Annotated in this window: 16 protein-coding genes; 8 read left to right on the top strand and 8 right to left on the bottom strand. The window is 62.3% G+C overall.

The window, feature by feature from the left end:
* The first annotated feature begins 30 nt into the window (after positions 1 to 30).
* Positions 31 to 1,239: an O-succinylhomoserine sulfhydrylase gene (metZ, locus tag GO014_RS17025; RefSeq protein WP_157291533.1), complete on the top strand. Its 1,209-nt coding sequence runs from the start codon at positions 31 to 33 to the stop codon at positions 1,237 to 1,239.
* A 61-nt stretch (positions 1,240 to 1,300) separates the two neighbouring features.
* Positions 1,301 to 2,119: a transporter substrate-binding domain-containing protein gene (locus GO014_RS17030; RefSeq protein ID WP_157291534.1), complete on the top strand. Its 819-nt coding sequence runs from the start codon at positions 1,301 to 1,303 to the stop codon at positions 2,117 to 2,119.
* Here GO014_RS17030 and GO014_RS17035 read toward each other — a convergent pair.
* On the bottom strand, positions 2,116 to 2,748 hold the full coding sequence (locus GO014_RS17035; protein ID WP_210252474.1) for a DUF2306 domain-containing protein: 633 nt from the start codon (positions 2,746 to 2,748) through the stop codon (positions 2,116 to 2,118). The genes GO014_RS17030 and GO014_RS17035 overlap by 4 nt on opposite strands.
* Before the next feature lie 80 nt (positions 2,749 to 2,828).
* Between GO014_RS17035 and GO014_RS17040 the strand changes: the two genes are divergently transcribed.
* Entirely contained in the window at positions 2,829 to 3,428 is a 600-nt protein-coding gene (locus tag GO014_RS17040; RefSeq protein WP_157291535.1) for a TetR/AcrR family transcriptional regulator, read from the top strand.
* Here the strand turns inward: GO014_RS17040 and GO014_RS17045 are convergent.
* On the bottom strand, positions 3,425 to 3,835 hold the full coding sequence (locus tag GO014_RS17045; RefSeq protein WP_157291536.1) for a tellurite resistance TerB family protein: 411 nt from the start codon (positions 3,833 to 3,835) through the stop codon (positions 3,425 to 3,427). The genes GO014_RS17040 and GO014_RS17045 overlap by 4 nt on opposite strands.
* Before the next feature lie 148 nt (positions 3,836 to 3,983).
* Here GO014_RS17045 and GO014_RS17050 point away from each other — a divergent pair, with 148 nt between their 5' ends.
* Positions 3,984 to 5,630 (top strand): lysine--tRNA ligase, encoded by a 1,647-nt coding sequence (locus tag GO014_RS17050; protein ID WP_343030999.1) that lies wholly within the window; start codon positions 3,984 to 3,986, stop codon positions 5,628 to 5,630.
* 18 nt (positions 5,631 to 5,648) lie between these two features.
* Here GO014_RS17050 and GO014_RS17055 read toward each other — a convergent pair whose 3' ends face one another.
* Both GO014_RS17055 and GO014_RS17060 read right to left on the bottom strand, forming a co-directional pair.
* A complete protein-coding gene (locus GO014_RS17055) occupies positions 5,649 to 5,870 on the bottom strand; it encodes a helix-turn-helix domain-containing protein (RefSeq protein ID WP_157291537.1) in 222 nt (73 codons plus the stop codon).
* 2 nt (positions 5,871 to 5,872) lie between these two features.
* On the bottom strand, positions 5,873 to 6,439 hold the full coding sequence (locus GO014_RS17060) for a DUF2975 domain-containing protein (protein WP_157291538.1): 567 nt from the start codon (positions 6,437 to 6,439) through the stop codon (positions 5,873 to 5,875).
* Positions 6,440 to 6,543: 104 nt separating this feature from the next.
* Here GO014_RS17060 and GO014_RS17065 point away from each other — a divergent pair, with 104 nt between their 5' ends.
* Positions 6,544 to 6,924 carry a chlorophyllide reductase gene (locus GO014_RS17065; protein ID WP_157291539.1) on the top strand — a complete coding sequence of 127 codons (381 nt, stop codon included), beginning with the start codon at positions 6,544 to 6,546 and terminating at the stop codon, positions 6,922 to 6,924.
* Positions 6,925 to 6,934: 10 nt separating this feature from the next.
* Here GO014_RS17065 and aac(6') read toward each other — a convergent pair whose 3' ends face one another.
* Positions 6,935 to 7,387 (bottom strand): aminoglycoside 6'-N-acetyltransferase, encoded by a 453-nt coding sequence (gene aac(6') / locus GO014_RS17070; protein ID WP_343031000.1) that lies wholly within the window; start codon positions 7,385 to 7,387, stop codon positions 6,935 to 6,937.
* A complete protein-coding gene (locus GO014_RS17075; RefSeq protein WP_157291541.1) occupies positions 7,384 to 8,034 on the bottom strand; it encodes a S24 family peptidase in 651 nt (216 codons plus the stop codon). The genes aac(6') and GO014_RS17075 overlap by 4 nt, the downstream gene beginning before the upstream one ends.
* Positions 8,035 to 8,152: 118 nt before the next feature.
* Here GO014_RS17075 and GO014_RS17080 point away from each other — a divergent pair, with 118 nt between their 5' ends.
* Positions 8,153 to 8,512: a DUF952 domain-containing protein gene (locus GO014_RS17080; RefSeq protein ID WP_157291542.1), complete on the top strand. Its 360-nt coding sequence runs from the start codon at positions 8,153 to 8,155 to the stop codon at positions 8,510 to 8,512.
* Positions 8,509 to 9,615: a quinone-dependent dihydroorotate dehydrogenase gene (locus GO014_RS17085; protein WP_157291543.1), complete on the top strand. Its 1,107-nt coding sequence runs from the start codon at positions 8,509 to 8,511 to the stop codon at positions 9,613 to 9,615. The genes GO014_RS17080 and GO014_RS17085 overlap by 4 nt, the downstream gene beginning before the upstream one ends.
* Here GO014_RS17085 and GO014_RS17090 read toward each other — a convergent pair.
* Positions 9,598 to 10,941, bottom strand: coding sequence for an MATE family efflux transporter (locus GO014_RS17090; RefSeq protein ID WP_157291544.1), 1,344 nt, complete (start codon positions 10,939 to 10,941; stop codon positions 9,598 to 9,600). The genes GO014_RS17085 and GO014_RS17090 overlap by 18 nt on opposite strands.
* Positions 10,942 to 11,042: 101 nt before the next feature.
* The gene (locus GO014_RS17095) at positions 11,043 to 11,750 is read right to left on the bottom strand and encodes a nucleoside/nucleotide kinase family protein (protein ID WP_179953002.1); all 708 of its coding nucleotides are present in this window, start codon (positions 11,748 to 11,750) and stop codon (positions 11,043 to 11,045) included.
* Positions 11,751 to 11,783: 33 nt separating this feature from the next.
* Here GO014_RS17095 and GO014_RS17100 point away from each other — a divergent pair, with 33 nt between their 5' ends.
* On the top strand, positions 11,784 to 14,270 hold the full coding sequence (locus GO014_RS17100; protein ID WP_157291546.1) for a ligase-associated DNA damage response DEXH box helicase: 2,487 nt from the start codon (positions 11,784 to 11,786) through the stop codon (positions 14,268 to 14,270).
* Positions 14,271 to 14,299 lie beyond the last annotated feature (29 nt).

Genomic DNA, 14,299 nt, shown 5'->3' on the forward strand with positions numbered 1-14,299 from the left:
AGCCGGTTTTTTGTTTTGAAAGCGCTGACCATGTCCAAACAGAACAACCCCCTCCGCGATCCTAAGAAACTCTCGGCGGCCACCCAGATGGTGCATGGTGGGGGCAAGCGGAGCCAGTTCCACGAGACCAGCGAAGCCCTGTTTCTCAATTCGGGCTATGCCTATCCGTCGTCCGAACATGCCGAATTGCTGTTTCAGGGCAAGGTGCCGGGCGGGCACAATTATTCGCGCTTCGCCAATCCCAACTACGACATGCTGCAAGACCGCATGGCCCTGATCGAAGGCGCCGAGGCGGCCCGTTGCTTTGCCACCGGCATGTCTGCCGTGACCAATGCTGTGATGAGCCAGGTCAGGGCAGGCGATCATATCGTTGCTTCCCAGGCATTGTTTGGCGGGTGCCGCTTCGTCGTGGAAGATTTTGCCCCCCGCTTTGGCGTCGCCTCGACCCTGGTCGATGGGCGCGATCCGGCTAATTTTGCTTCCGCCATGCAGCCCAATACCAAGCTGGTGTTCATCGAAACCCCGACCAATCCGACCCTGGAACTGGTCGACATTGCCGCTGTCGCCGAAATCGCCCATGCCCATGGCGCCAGGCTGATCGTCGACAATGTCTTTGCCACCGCCCTCTATCAGAAGCCGCTCGAATTGGGCGCCGATATCGTCACCTATTCGGCCACCAAGCATATTGACGGCCAGGGCCGCGTCATGGGCGGCATCGTGCTGGGCTCCAGGGAAATCATCGAAGGCGATGTGCATACTTTCCTGCGTCATACCGGCGCGACACTCTCGCCCTTCAATGCCTGGGTGCTGACCAAGGGGCTCGAAACCTTCGCCCTGCGCGTCGAGCAGATGACCAACAGCGCCGAAAAGATCGCCGAGGCCCTGTCCAGCCATCCCAAGGTCAACCGGGTGATCTACCCGCACCATGAGAGCCACCCGCAAATTGAGCTGGCCAAGAAGCAGATGAAGCGTGGGTCAACGCTTTTGGCGCTCGACGTCAAGGGTGGGCAGGAGGCGGCTTTTGCGCTGGCGGATTCGTTGGCCGTAATCCTGATTTCCAACAATCTGGGCGATGCCAAATCGCTGATTACCCATCCGCGCACGACGACGCATCAACGTCTCACCGAGGAAGTGCGTCTCGAAACCGGTGTCACTCCGGGCCTCCTGCGCCTCTCCGTGGGGCTCGAAGACGCCGATGACCTGATCGCCGACCTGATGTACGGGCTGGATCAGGTGTAGTCTCTGGTGTCCCTTCCTCCCTTGTGGGAGAAGAGCACCGAAGGCCGGATGAGGGGGCGCAATGCGCAAGCCAGAATTGAAAGCGATAGGGGTCTTCGGCATACTCCTCGCCACCCCGGTATTGGCCCAGACCTTGCCGTATCATGCAGATCCCGACGCGCGGGAAATGCTGCCCAGCCCCACGCCTGTGCCGGCCATCCGCTTTCTCACCACCGCCGATTTTCCGCCCTTCAACTATCGCGATGAAAGCGGCGAACTGGTCGGGTTCAATATCGACCTGGCCAGGCGCATCTGCGTCGAAGTTGATGTCGCCTGCACCATTCAGGTATGGCCCTGGGATCAGGTCGCCACAGCGCTTTCCGACAATCTGGGCGATGCCTTGATTGCTGGCCTCGCCATGACCCCGGAGAATGGCGAACTTTTCGATTTTTCCTCTACCTATCTGGCGCTGCCCGGCCGCTTCGTCACCCGCGCACAGGACATTGAGGGCTTTCGTCCGGACGCCCTGTCCGGCGAACCGGTCGCCGTGCGCGCCGACAGCGCCCACGCCGAGTTCCTCGATCGCTATCTGCCCAATGTCGAAGCCATGCCCTTCGACACCGAAAGCGCCGCACTCGAAGCGGTCAAGTCCGGCACTGTGTCCGCCTGGTTCGGTGACGCCATGCGCGCGTCATTCTGGCTCAATGACAATCTGGCCTGCTGCGGCTTTGCCGGCGAGGCCTATTTCCGGCCGCATCTTTTTGGCGAAGGCCTCACCATTGCCATGCCGGCCGGTCAGGATCCTGTCCGTCATTCCATCGACTGGGCGCTGGTTCGCCTCAAGGAGAATGGCGCGCTGGACGAGCTTTACCTGCGCTGGTTCCCGGTAGGCTTTTACTAGGCCGGTGCGCGCAGCCTGACCGTTGACCGACGCGGCCAGCGGAGCACAAGTTCTGCCACCATCAGGTTCGGCACCCAGCACAGCCAGGCAATCGCTGGATAGGCGGTGTCGAACGGAATATCGAGCATCATGCTGGCCGGGATCTGGATGCGCAGCGTGACCGCTGCCAGCGTCAGGGCGACGGAGCGGATCATCCAGCGGCGATGGGCAGTGCGATCGCCGCTCATGGCGAGACGGATACCTGTGATTGTCGTGCCAAGCCACAGAACGGCCAGGAGCCCAAAGCCAAAGGCGGCAACCGGCCCGGCCTCGGTGGTGACGGCCAGCCAGAGCCCGCTTGCGCCCGAGAGCAGTACGGCAATGCCATAGGCACGTCCCATCAAGCGATGAACCTGGGGTCGCTTTTCACGCAGCCCCTGCCAAAGCTGGAGGGGCACCAGTGCCAGCGCGACTGGCGCCAGGACGACATGCCCGTAAAAGGCAATTGGCCGCAACTGGGCATGATAGGCCACGAACTCCATGGTGGCTTCGACGCCGCCCACCATGAAGCGCCATGAAAACACTGCCACCCCAAGGGTGAAGAACCACAGCAGGCCTATGCGTGTCCGTTCCAATCCAGTCGTCAGCATTTTCCGCTCCTCCGCACTAGCTTGACAGTGTAAAGCGCACTTTTACTTGACACTGTCAAGCGGCTTTGCTTAGTGCGGCTATGACCACTTCACTTGAAAAATCGCGCGCTGGTGCCCATGGCGATTTGCGCGAGGGCCTGATCAATGCAGGGCTGACCTTGCTCGCCCGCGATGGAACGTCTGGCCTGACCTTGCGCAAATGCGCCGCCTTGGCCGGCGTGTCACACGCCGCGCCGGCCCATCATTTTGATGGCCTGCCGGGGCTGCTCGACGCCATTGCGGCGCGAGGCTTCGAGATGTTTGCCGATGTGATGGAGGCCAGGGCGGAGGCAGCCCCGCAAGAGCCGCGGGCGCGACTGGAGGCAATCTGCCTGGGCTATTTCGACTTCGCCCGCGACAACCCGGCCCTTTACGACCTGATGTTCCGCCAGATCTGGTCTCTGGGCGGTGCAAGTGAGGAACTGGGCCGCTCGGGCACCCGCGCCTATACCGTTCTGGCCGACACGTGCGCGCCCTTCGTGCTGCCGGGGCAGGAGCCGGGCGTGGTGGAAACCCAGGTCTGGAGCCTCATCCACGGTTACGCCACGCTGGTATTGGTGGGCAAGCTCGGGCGCAACCGGGCCATTGCCTCGGTCACCGATGTGCTGGGTTTGCTGGGCGGCCTGGCGTTGGCCGATTAGTCCGGCAGGCGTCGATGCCGGGCGCGGGCCGCCACTTCGATGGCGGCCGTGGTCAGCCGGTCCAGCGTCAGCGAGTCACGCAACATCTCGAGGAAGCGCAGTTCTTCTTGCTCGAGATGCAGGTCTACGGCGGTGACCTCGACGGCCACGGCATAGGCTGTATCCTGCAGTTTTTCGGGCAGGGCGGCAATGGCGTCCTCGATCACCCGGTCCAGCCCGTTCGGCCCGTTGAGCTTGTCGGCACAGGCATTGGCCACTTCTTCCAGGCGCTCCGGGTCGAACCCATCGAACACCGGCAAGCGGTCGATCAGTGCAGTGATGCGAGCCAGCTCTTTCTCCGTCATGGCGCTGTCGGACGACGCGGCCAGGATCATCAGATGAATAAGGGCATCTTGAGCAGCGTGCATTTGAGGCGTTTCCAGTGGGACGTTGGCTACAAGAACTAGGCGCTCCCATCGGCGCACGCAACCACCTGCGACATTGACGTCTGGCCGGTTCCGGTGCATTGACCGGGCTCCGTCTTCTCCCGACAAAAATTCGAAAGGCTGCCACCCAGTGTCGCCCGCCACTTTGCCCGCCCTTGATCCCGATTTCTTTGCGCCTGCGCAGACTGCGCGCGCCTGGCCCTTCGAGGAAGCGCGCAAGCTTGTCAAACGGCTGGAAAAGTCGGGCAAGGGCGAGGCCCTGTTCGAGACCGGCTATGGTCCCTCGGGCCTGCCCCATATTGGCACGTTTGGCGAAGTGGCCCGGACCACCATGGTGCGTACGGCCTTTCGGCTGCTGACGCGCGACGAGATTCCGACCCGGCTCATCTGCTTTTCCGATGACCTCGATGGCATGCGCAAGATCCCCGAAACCGTCCCCTCCAGGGAGGCGATGGAGCCGCATCTGCAAAAGCCGCTGACTTCGGTGCCGGATCCCTGGACAAACGAATTTGCCAGCTTCGGCGAGCACAATAACGCCATGCTGCGTCGGTTCCTGGATACCTTCGGCTTCGACTACGAATTCGCCAGCGCCACGGATTATTACAAGTCCGGCAAGTTCGACGCCGTGCTGCGGCGCGCTGCCGAGCGCTATGACGATATCATGAAGGTGATGTTGCCTACGCTCGGTGCCGAGCGCCAGGCAACCTATTCGCCCTTCCTGCCGATATCGCCGCTGTCCGGCCGCGTGCTCTACGTGCCGATGAAGGAAGTCAATGCCAAGGATGGCACCATTACCTTCACCGACGAGGACGGGCGCGATACCACCGTGCCGGTCACTGGCGGCCATGTGAAGCTGCAATGGAAGCCCGATTTCGGCATGCGTTGGGCCGCGCTGGGCGTCGATTTTGAAATGTTCGGCAAGGACCACCAGACCAATCAGGTGCTTTACGACAAGATCTGTTCGATCCTCGGCGGCACGCCGCCCGAGCACTATGTCTATGAACTGTTCCTTGATTCTGAAGGCCAGAAGATTTCCAAGTCGAAGGGTAACGGCCTGACCATCGACGAATGGCTGACCTACGCGCCGACCGAGAGCCTGGGGCTTTACATGTTCCAGAAGCCTCGGGTGGCCAAGCGATTGCATTTCGACGTCATTCCGCGCGCCGTGGACGAGTACTTCGCCCATGTCGCGTCCTACCAGAAGCAGGAGCCTGCCGCCCGCGTCGAGAACCCGGCTTTCCATGTCCACTTTGGTAACGTGCCCAAGGTGGATATGCCGGTGACCTTTGGCCTTCTGCTCAACCTGGCGACCGCGTCGAACCCGGAAACCCCCGAAGTCATGTGGGGCTATATCTCTGCCTATGCGCCAGGTGTTTCGCCAGAGACACATCCGCAGCTGGATGCCCTGGTTGGCTATGCCATGCGGTACTTCCGTGACTTCGTTGAAAAGTCCTATCGGGCACCCGACGATGTCGAACGCGACGCTTTGGAGAAACTCTCCGCAGCCTTTGGCGAACTGCCCGCCGATGCAACCAACGAGACCATTCAGAACGCGGCGCTCGATGTCGCGCGCACGATCGAGCGCTACCAGGACCACACCAAAAAAAGCCCCACGGGTGGCCCTGGCGTCTCCGGCGATTTCTTCCAGATGCTCTATCAGGTGCTGATTGGCCAGGAGCGTGGTCCACGCTTCGGCTCCTTCGCCGCGCTCTATGGCGTTGAAAACACGCGCAAGCTGATCGGCAAGGCATTGGCTGGCGATCTGCTAGCAAACTGATCCGCCCGGTGGCCGGGATTATTCTCCCGCCACCGGCTCGTCTTCAAAGCTGAGAATGTCGCCCGGCTGGCATCGCAACTGTGCACAGATTGCCGCCAATGTCTCAAATCGCATGCCCTTGACCTTGCCCTGCTTGAGCAGGCTGAGATTGGCTTCGGTAATGCCGATGGCCTGCGCGAGGTCCTTGGACTTGACGCCACGCTGCGCCAGCACCACCGCCAGATTGACCTTGATGGGCATGGCTAGACGAACTGGCTGTTTTCTTCGGCCAGCAATGCGGCGCGCTGCATGCTCCAGGTCACAGCCAGAAACGCCCCGGCAAACAACACGAAGAGCGCTGTGTCACTGCCGAACTGGAGCACGAGCTGGCGGCTGCCCGCTGGCGCATCCCACGTAAGGAAAAGGCTGAGCAGGGCAGTAATCAACGGCTTGATCAGCGCGCTGGCTCCCACGCCAATGGCGAAGTCGCGCAGACCGGAAATGGCCCGGGCCGAGAACACTTCGCCGGTCGCGAAGGCCATGAATGTCTGGCGCACCCGTAGAATGCCCCAGACCAGCAGTCCCACTGGAAACAGGCCCAGAATCACTGCACCCACGCGCTTGCCCAGGTCCAGCTCCGCATGGATTGGCAGACCCGGCACGGCGCTGCCCCACACGCCATCGGGAACAACGCCCATCCAGAATCCCGCCAGCCCGATTGGCAGCAGCGCAGCGATAGCTCCGGCGGTGATCGCTAATATGTGAAAAAGCCGCATCTCCTTTGGAGAAGGCAGCACTGTGGGGTGAGTGGACAGGGCTTCCATCGTCATCAGTCTCCAGTTCGTGCAACCAGAAATGACAGAACAATTATTGTTTGCCAATAAGAAATTTTCGCAGCACGAAATGGCACTGTCCGCAAACGGAGATCGACACGATGACATGCAAACGACACATCCTGGTCGCAGCCGCACTGACACTGGCCGCGCCGCCATTGCCGGTTCAGGCCCAGCAGAGTTTGGGAAACATCACCATTGCCCAGGTGATGGATGCCATGGACAACGCGCCGCGCCACGATCACGCCCGGCAGGTTCTCACCGCCTACCTTTCGGGCATCGGGGAAACCACTGGTGTCTTGTTCAGGCAGGCGCGGGACAGCGGCCTTGCACCCGCAGGTTGCCAGGGATTGATGAGCCTGAGCTGGGAGGGCGTCGCCAGCGCCCTCAGGGCCAGTGCACCCGATGTCAGTGAATGGCAGACGACACCAGCGACCCCGATCATCGTCGCCGACATGCTGGCAAGGGCAGGGTGCGACTAGCCAAGTCAGCTCAAGGGCCGAGTAGCTTCCTGAAAAACACCACGCGCTCGGTTTCGTCGAAGCCGAGCGCGTGGTGCATCTTGAGGCTCGCCATGTTGTCGGGCGCAGCGTCTGATCCCAGTTCGGAAACGCCCGAGGCTCGGGCCCAATCTTCCACCGCCGCCACTAGGGCCCGTGCAACGCCGTGCCCCCGCGCCTCTGGCGCCACATATATGCCTTCGAGGAACGCCACCGGCGTCGTCTTGCAGCCATTTACATAGTCGCGCCGCAAGCTGGCTTCGGCGAACCCGACCGCGTGTCCGGTCCCGTCTCTGGCGATCAGATTGACTGTGTCGCCAGCATCGGCCAGCAGCCGATTGATATCGTCGGCATGCGTGCCTTTGTCGCCGCCGCCCGGCCAGAGCGCATTGCGCATCTGCGCCCAGTCGGTGGCATCCTTTGGCTGAGCCGACGTGATTTTCACTGGCTCGCCCAGATGATCCGGGCCATCCATTCAATATCGACGATGTCGAATATGCGCGGCTCGTAGGCCGGGTTGACCGAATGCAGTTCGATCTGCCGCGCACTCTGACGATGGAGGATCTTGGCCATCACCTCGCCCTCCTGCGTCTTGACCACTACCCGGTCGCCCCGCCGCACCTGTTCGGTGGGCGACACCACGATCCGGTCGCCCTCGCGATAGAGCGGCTCCATGCTGTCCCCGGAAATCTCCAACGCATAGATGCCGTCTTCATCAGGCGTAGGCAGCGCTACCTCGTCCCAGCCATGTCCCACTGGATGCCCAGCACTGTCAAAAAAACCGCCATGGCCGGCCTGCGCCAGACCCAGCAGCGGAATATTGCGCAGATCCGGCTCGGCAAACCCGCTCGGCATCGCCATATAGGCGCCGGTGCCGGACAGGAAACTGTCAAAACTCTCCCCGGTGGCTTCGAGAATCTTCGAAATGCTCTCGGTCGAGGGCCAGCGCTCACGCCCGTCCTTGCTTACCCGCTTGGACACATTGAATGCCGTTGCATCCAGCCCGGCCAGCTTGGCCAGCGCAGACACGGAAACACCCTGGCGGCGCGCCAGCGCGTCAATACCATCCCAGATGGAGCGGTGTGAAAGCATGGCAAGGAAATCAGTCTTATAACGGAAAACAATCCTATATTAGGCACGCGCATTCACCTTGTAAAGAGGGCGCGTCCGCATTACCCCGACATCCAGATCGCCCTGCCTCGAGGTGCCCATGCCGCATTCGCCTGACCTGATCTACAAGATCGCCACCAGCGCCAGCTATGCCCAGGCGCGCGAGACGGGCCATTATGCGGGCACGCCGATCGATGCGGCCGATGGCTACATGCATTTTTCCACCGCCGCGCAACTGTCCGAAACCCTGCGCCTGCATTTCAAGGGTGAGACAGACCTGGTCCTGCTGGCGGTGCGCACGGCCGATCTTGACGAAAACCTGGTTTGGGAACCGTCCCGCGGTGGGCAGCTCTTTCCCCATCTCTACGCCGGGCCGCTCAATCTGACCTGTGTCGCTTGGGAAGCGTCCATCAGCGTCGATGCGAACGGAAACTGCACGCTGCCGGAGGCTGTTCGATGATCTTTTCCGCCTTTTCGCCCCTTCTGCGCAATGCTGGCCTGGCCAATCTGACGCGCGATGCCTTGCTGCGCATGGACCCCGAAACCGCTCACGCCGCCACCATCACCGCGCTCCGCATGGGCCTTGCCCCACAACAGGAACATGCCGATCCGCCGGAATTGGCCACCACCCTTTGCGGCATCGAGCTGAAGAACCCTATCGGCATGGCGGCCGGCTTTGACAAGAACGCCGAAGTGCCACGCCCCCTGGCGCTGATGGGCTTTGGCATGGTCGAGATTGGCACGGTGACGCCGCGCCCCCAATCGGGCAATGCCAAGCCGCGCCTGTTCCGCGTTGGTGCCGCCGAGGGTGTCATCAACCGCATGGGTTTCAACAATGAAGGCCATGAAGCCGCCTTTGCGCGCCTCAAGGGCCTGCGCGTGCCCGCAGCACTCGGCGTCAATATCGGCGCCAACAAGGACAGCGAGGATTTCGTTGCCGACTATGTGCTGGGCGTGAACCGCTTTGCCAATCTGGCCGACTACCTCACCGTCAACATTTCCTCGCCCAATACGCCGGGGCTGAGAAACCTGCAGACCGACGAGGCCTTGCGCCGCCTGCTGGGTGAAGTGCTTGCCGCCCGCGCCAAGGCAAAGACCCGCGTGCCGGTGCTGCTCAAGATCGCGCCTGATCTCGACGAGGCCGGCATGGACGCTATCGCCCGGGTCATACTCGAGACCGATCTCGACGGGTTGATCGTTTCCAACACCACCATTTCCCGCGATCCCGTCGCAGGCATGGAACATGCCGAGGAAACCGGCGGCCTTTCCGGCAAGCCGCTTTTCGCCCTCTCGACCCAGCGCCTCGCCCAAATGCGCCAGCGCGTGGGGGCGCTGCCCATCGTCGGGGTCGGCGGCATTCATTCGCCGCAATCGGCGCTGGCCAAGCTCGAAGCGGGCGCTAACGCGATCCAGCTCTATTCGGCGCTGGTCTTTGGCGGCCTCGATCTGCTTGAGCGCATCAAGCGCGGCCTCGTCGCCGGTGTGCGCTCTGCCGGCAAGAAGAACATTACCGAACTGGTGGGAACGCGGACGACCGAGTGGAGCTCAGGCCGGGCTGAATAGTCCGGCTTTCTTGCGCTCCAGCGCCCACCAGTAGATCGCCCCGCGCGCCAGAAACCAGCTATGCATGGCGGCCCACAACCCCCAATTGCCCCAGTCGCGCAGCAAGAGCGCCACACCGACAAACACCACCAGCGACGCGATCATGCCATTGCGCATCACCACATTCTGCGTCGTCCCGATCAGGATGCCGTCATAGACAAAAGCCGGCATGAAGCTGAGTGCACACAGCGCAGCCACTGGCAGGAAGGTCAATGCCTGGGCCCGCACCTCTGCATTCGTGGTCATGAAATTGATGACCCAAGGCCCGCCCAGATACCAGGCCGCGCCCAGCCCTAGAGCAATGAACAGTCCCCAGATCATCGAGAGCCTGTAGGCCTGGTCATAGGCGGGCCGCCAATTGGCACCCACCGCCTTGCCGGTCAACTGCTCGGCAGCTTGCGCAATGCCATCAAGGAAGAAGCCGACCACCATCAATAGGTTGAGCAGCACGGCATTGGCCGCCAGCGCCACTTCGCCCATGCGCGAGCCCTGGGCGGCGAACCAGCCATAGGCGCCCATCAGCGCCATCGAGCGGATCATCAGGTCCCGGCTGAGGCCGAACATGCGCCGCACAGCGGCGGCGTCCCCAAGCTCGCCTGGCGCAATGCGTGAGAACAGGCTCGCTACGCCGCCATAGTGCCGCACCATAATGCTCAGTCCCAGAAGGGCCGAGACGATCTGACCCAATAGCGTCCCGGCGGCAGCGCCTGCCACGCCCCAGCCCAGTCCATAGACCAAGCCGATGCTGCAGATGATATTGATGCCGTGCAGCAGCAATTGCAGCATCATGCCGGTGCGGGCGGCTGCCCGCCCGTAGAACCAGCCCAGCAGGGCAAAATTGACCAGTGAAAATGGCGCTGACCAGATCCGGACGAAGAAGTAATCGGCCAATGCGCTCGCAACACTGGTCTCTGGGGCCAGCAGCGCATTGGCGGCCCAGAGGATCGGAAAGGCCAGCGCGATGACGGCCAGCCCGACCGCCACGGCGATGATCAGGGCCCGAGAAACATGCAGTAATCCGTCCCGCGGATCGCGTGCGCCCACCGATTGCGCCACGAGCCCCGCCGTGCCGATGCGCAGGAAGTAGGCCATCGAGAACACGAAATCGAACACCAATGCGCCCAGCACCAGCCCGCCCAGCAGCGCCGCATCGCCCAGCCGTCCGACGACGGTAATGTCCACCAGCCCCACCACCGGTTCGGTGATGAAGGCAATCGAAGCGGGCAGGGCAATGGACCAGACGTCGCGGCTGCGCACGTCAAAGGGGAACTGCAGACGGGTTGTCATCGAATGGGCTCTGAGTGAACGACACTCAGTTCATAGCATTCCGGGAGGCCAAGAAAAGCCCGGCTTGTCCTGACTGCCTGGCAGCCCTACGCTCGCTCTACCTATCCGCTCACTTCCAGCTCGAACACGACATCGGCCCGCTCCCGTGAGCTTTCGACGAGGTCATAGTTGGGCAGGTCATTGCGCTCGATATGCGCCTTGTTGCGCTCGGCGGTAAACAGCCCTTCCTCGCCATGGCGCTTCATCAGCCGCTCCCGCACGGTGTCGCGCGGCACATGGACGAACACGGCATAGTCCAGTTGCGCCTTCACCCCGGCCCACGGCCCCTCGGTCAACAGCAGGTAATTGCCCTCCACCACCAACACCCGCACTTCCGGATCAACGGTAAAGGCATCGTCCACTGTGTCCTCGATCTTCCGGCTATAGCCCGGACCATTCACCGCCTCCCGCGCATGCTTGAGATGGTGCAGGAAACTGACAAACGCCGCCCCCTCAAAGGTGTGCGGCGCCCCCTTGAATTCGGTCTGCCCCATGGCTTCGATCTTGGCATGCTTCATATGGAAGCCGTCCATCGGCACCAGCGCCGAACTGCCGGGCCTGACTGCGTTGAGCATTGCGACAAGCTCGGCGGCCAAAGTCGATTTGCCCGTGCCAGGTCCGCCGGCAATGCCGATGGCGATGCGCTTGCCGTCCGCCTGGCTTTCCATTTCCAGGATATGTGGCATCAGCCGGGACAGCATTTCTGTCGGTGTGAGACGGATGGTTTCGGGCACGTCCGCTTCCTCCTTGGTAACTTCGACTGCGATCATATAGGGTTTGAACTGATTTGCAGCAGGTGATCCTTGGCGCCGCACCTCCCACTGATCATCGATGACTGGTTCACCGCCCGTGGTTGGACCCCGCGTGCCCATCAGCGCGACGTGCTTGCCTCGTATCAGGCCGGCGCCAGTCAATTGCTGATCGCGCCGACCGGCGCCGGCAAGACGCTAGCCGGGTTCCTGCCCACCCTCACCGACCTGGTCGATGGACAGTTCGAAGGCCTGCACACCCTCTATATCTCTCCGCTCAAGGCACTGGCGGTCGATGTGCAGCGCAATCTGTCCACCCCCATCGCCGAAATGGGCCTGCCTATCCGCGTCGAAACCCGCACCGGCGACACCTCCGCGGCCAAGCGCGCCCGCCAGCGGGTCAAGCCACCCCAGGTGCTGCTGACCACGCCCGAGCAGTTGGCACTGCTGATCTCGCATCCCTACGCCGAATTGATGTTTGGCACCCTGCGCCGCGTTGTGCTCGACGAACTCCACGCGCTGGTCACCTCCAAGCGTGGCGAGTTGCTGTCCCTCGGCCTGGCGCGCCTGGCCCGGCTGGCCCCGGACATGCGGATCACTGCGCTCTCGGCCACCATCGCCCAACCGGAGATGTTGCGTGACTGGATCGCCCAGCCGCTGCCGCAGCGTCGCACCGATCTTCTACACATGGCCGGTGGTGCGCCACCCGAGCTCTCCATTCTCCAGACCCAGGAGCGGCTGCCTTGGGCTGGCCATTCCGCCGTCTATGCCCATCGAGAGCTTTACGAGACAATCCAGCGGCACAAGACCACGCTGCTGTTCGTCAATACTCGCTCACAGGCCGAAATGCTGTTCCAGGGCCTCTGGGACATCAATGACGACATGCTGCCCATCGCCCTGCATCACGGCTCGCTCTCGGTCGAACAGCGGCGCAAGGTGGAGGCCGCCATGGCGTCGGGCAAGCTCAAGGCCGTGGTCTGTACCTCCACGCTCGACCTCGGCATCGACTGGGGCGACGTCGACCTCGTTGTGCAGGTCGGCGCCCCAAAAGGCTCCTCGCGCATGCTGCAGCGCATCGGCCGCGCCAATCACCGGCTTGATGATCCCTCGCGGGCCCTGCTGGTGCCCTCCAATCGTTTCGAAGTGCTCGAATGCGAAGCGGCGGTGGAAGCCGTGGCCGAAGGCCATCAGGATAGCGAAGACCCCATGCCCGGCGGCTATGACGTGCTGGCCCAGCACGTTCTGGGCATGGCCTGCGCCGAACCCTTCCTGGCAAACGACCTCTATGCCGAAGTCACCTGCGCCTGGCCCTATCGCGACCTCACCCGCGAAAAATTCGACAAGGTGCTCGATTTCGTCGCCACCGGTGGCTACGCCCTGCGCGCCTATGAGCGCTATGCCCGCCTCAAGCAGAACCCGGACGGCAAATGGCGGCATTCCCATCCGCAGGTCGCCCAGCAATATCGGCTCAATATCGGCACCATCATCGAAGAGCCCATGGTGCGTGTCCGCCTGGTCCGTGCCCGTGGCCAGAAGCACGGCCGCACCACCGGCCCCATCGGCGCTGGCGGGCGCGTTCTGGGTGAAATGGAGGAATACTTCTTCGGCACGCTCTCTTTGGGCGATACCTTCATGTTCGGTGGTGAAATCGTCGCTTTTGAGGGCATGAAAGACAACGAGGCCTTTGTCTCCCGCGCTTTCTCGAAGGACCCGAAAATTCCCTCCTACATGGGCGGCAAGTTCCCGCTCTCGACCTATTTGGCCGAGCGCGTGCGCCGCATTATGGATAGTCCCGGCGAGTGGCCAAAACTGCCCGATCAGGTCAGCGACTGGCTGCGCCTTCAGCGTGACCTGTCAGTGCTGCCGCGCCGCGATAGCCTGCTGGTCGAAACCTTCCCGCGTGGCACCAATAACTTCCTGGTCTGTTACCCCTTTGAAGGCCGCCTCGCCCACCAGACCCTTGGTATGCTGCTCACTCGAAGGCTTGAACGCATGCGCGCCCGGCCACTCGGCTTCGTCGCCTCCGAATATGCGCTGGCCATCTGGGGTCTGGGCGATCTATCCGCGCTGATCCGCACCAACCGGCTTTCCCTCGACGAGCTCTTTTCCGAGGACATGCTGGGCGATGATCTGGAAGCCTGGCTCGATGAAAGCGCGCTGATGAAGCGCACTTTCCGCAACTGCGCCATCATCGCAGGGCTGATCGAGCGGCGTCATCCCGGCAAGGAAAAGACCGGGCGCCAGATCACCATGAGCTCGGACATCATCTACGACGTGCTCTACCAGCACGAACCGGACCATATCCTGATCGAGGCCACCCGCCGCGACGCCGCCCGCGGCCTGCTCGATATCGAACGATTGGGCCAGATGCTCGCCCGCATCCGCCACCACATCGTTCACAAGCCGCTGCATCAGATCTCCCCGCTCGCCGTGCCCGTCATGCTCGATATCGGCAAGGAACCCATTTTCGGTGAAGCACGGGAATCAGCTATGTCTGATGCAGCGGACGAATTGATCCGCGAAGCCTTGGGTGAACGATGACCCTCTTGTTCTTCTCCCACTCGGGGGAA

Source organism: Devosia marina, from assembly GCF_009758415.1.
Taxonomy (GTDB): domain Bacteria; phylum Pseudomonadota; class Alphaproteobacteria; order Rhizobiales; family Devosiaceae; genus Devosia; species Devosia marina.

Coding starts and splice junctions, on each gene's coding strand:
- GO014_RS17040 (WP_157291535.1), top strand. CDS start 2,829: ATGACCACTTCACTTGAAAAATCGCGCGCTGGTGCCCATGGCGATTTG.
- GO014_RS17035 (WP_210252474.1), bottom strand. CDS start 2,748: ATGCTGACGACTGGATTGGAACGGACACGCATAGGCCTGCTGTGGTTC.
- GO014_RS17090 (WP_157291544.1), bottom strand. CDS start 10,941: ATGACAACCCGTCTGCAGTTCCCCTTTGACGTGCGCAGCCGCGACGTC.
- GO014_RS17030 (WP_157291534.1), top strand. CDS start 1,301: ATGCGCAAGCCAGAATTGAAAGCGATAGGGGTCTTCGGCATACTCCTC.
- metZ (WP_157291533.1), top strand. CDS start 31: ATGTCCAAACAGAACAACCCCCTCCGCGATCCTAAGAAACTCTCGGCG.
- GO014_RS17080 (WP_157291542.1), top strand. CDS start 8,153: ATGCCGCATTCGCCTGACCTGATCTACAAGATCGCCACCAGCGCCAGC.
- GO014_RS17085 (WP_157291543.1), top strand. CDS start 8,509: ATGATCTTTTCCGCCTTTTCGCCCCTTCTGCGCAATGCTGGCCTGGCC.
- GO014_RS17045 (WP_157291536.1), bottom strand. CDS start 3,835: ATGCACGCTGCTCAAGATGCCCTTATTCATCTGATGATCCTGGCCGCG.
- GO014_RS17075 (WP_157291541.1), bottom strand. CDS start 8,034: ATGCTTTCACACCGCTCCATCTGGGATGGTATTGACGCGCTGGCGCGC.
- GO014_RS17055 (WP_157291537.1), bottom strand. CDS start 5,870: ATGCCCATCAAGGTCAATCTGGCGGTGGTGCTGGCGCAGCGTGGCGTC.
- GO014_RS17065 (WP_157291539.1), top strand. CDS start 6,544: ATGACATGCAAACGACACATCCTGGTCGCAGCCGCACTGACACTGGCC.
- GO014_RS17060 (WP_157291538.1), bottom strand. CDS start 6,439: ATGACGATGGAAGCCCTGTCCACTCACCCCACAGTGCTGCCTTCTCCA.
- GO014_RS17095 (WP_179953002.1), bottom strand. CDS start 11,750: ATGATCGCAGTCGAAGTTACCAAGGAGGAAGCGGACGTGCCCGAAACC.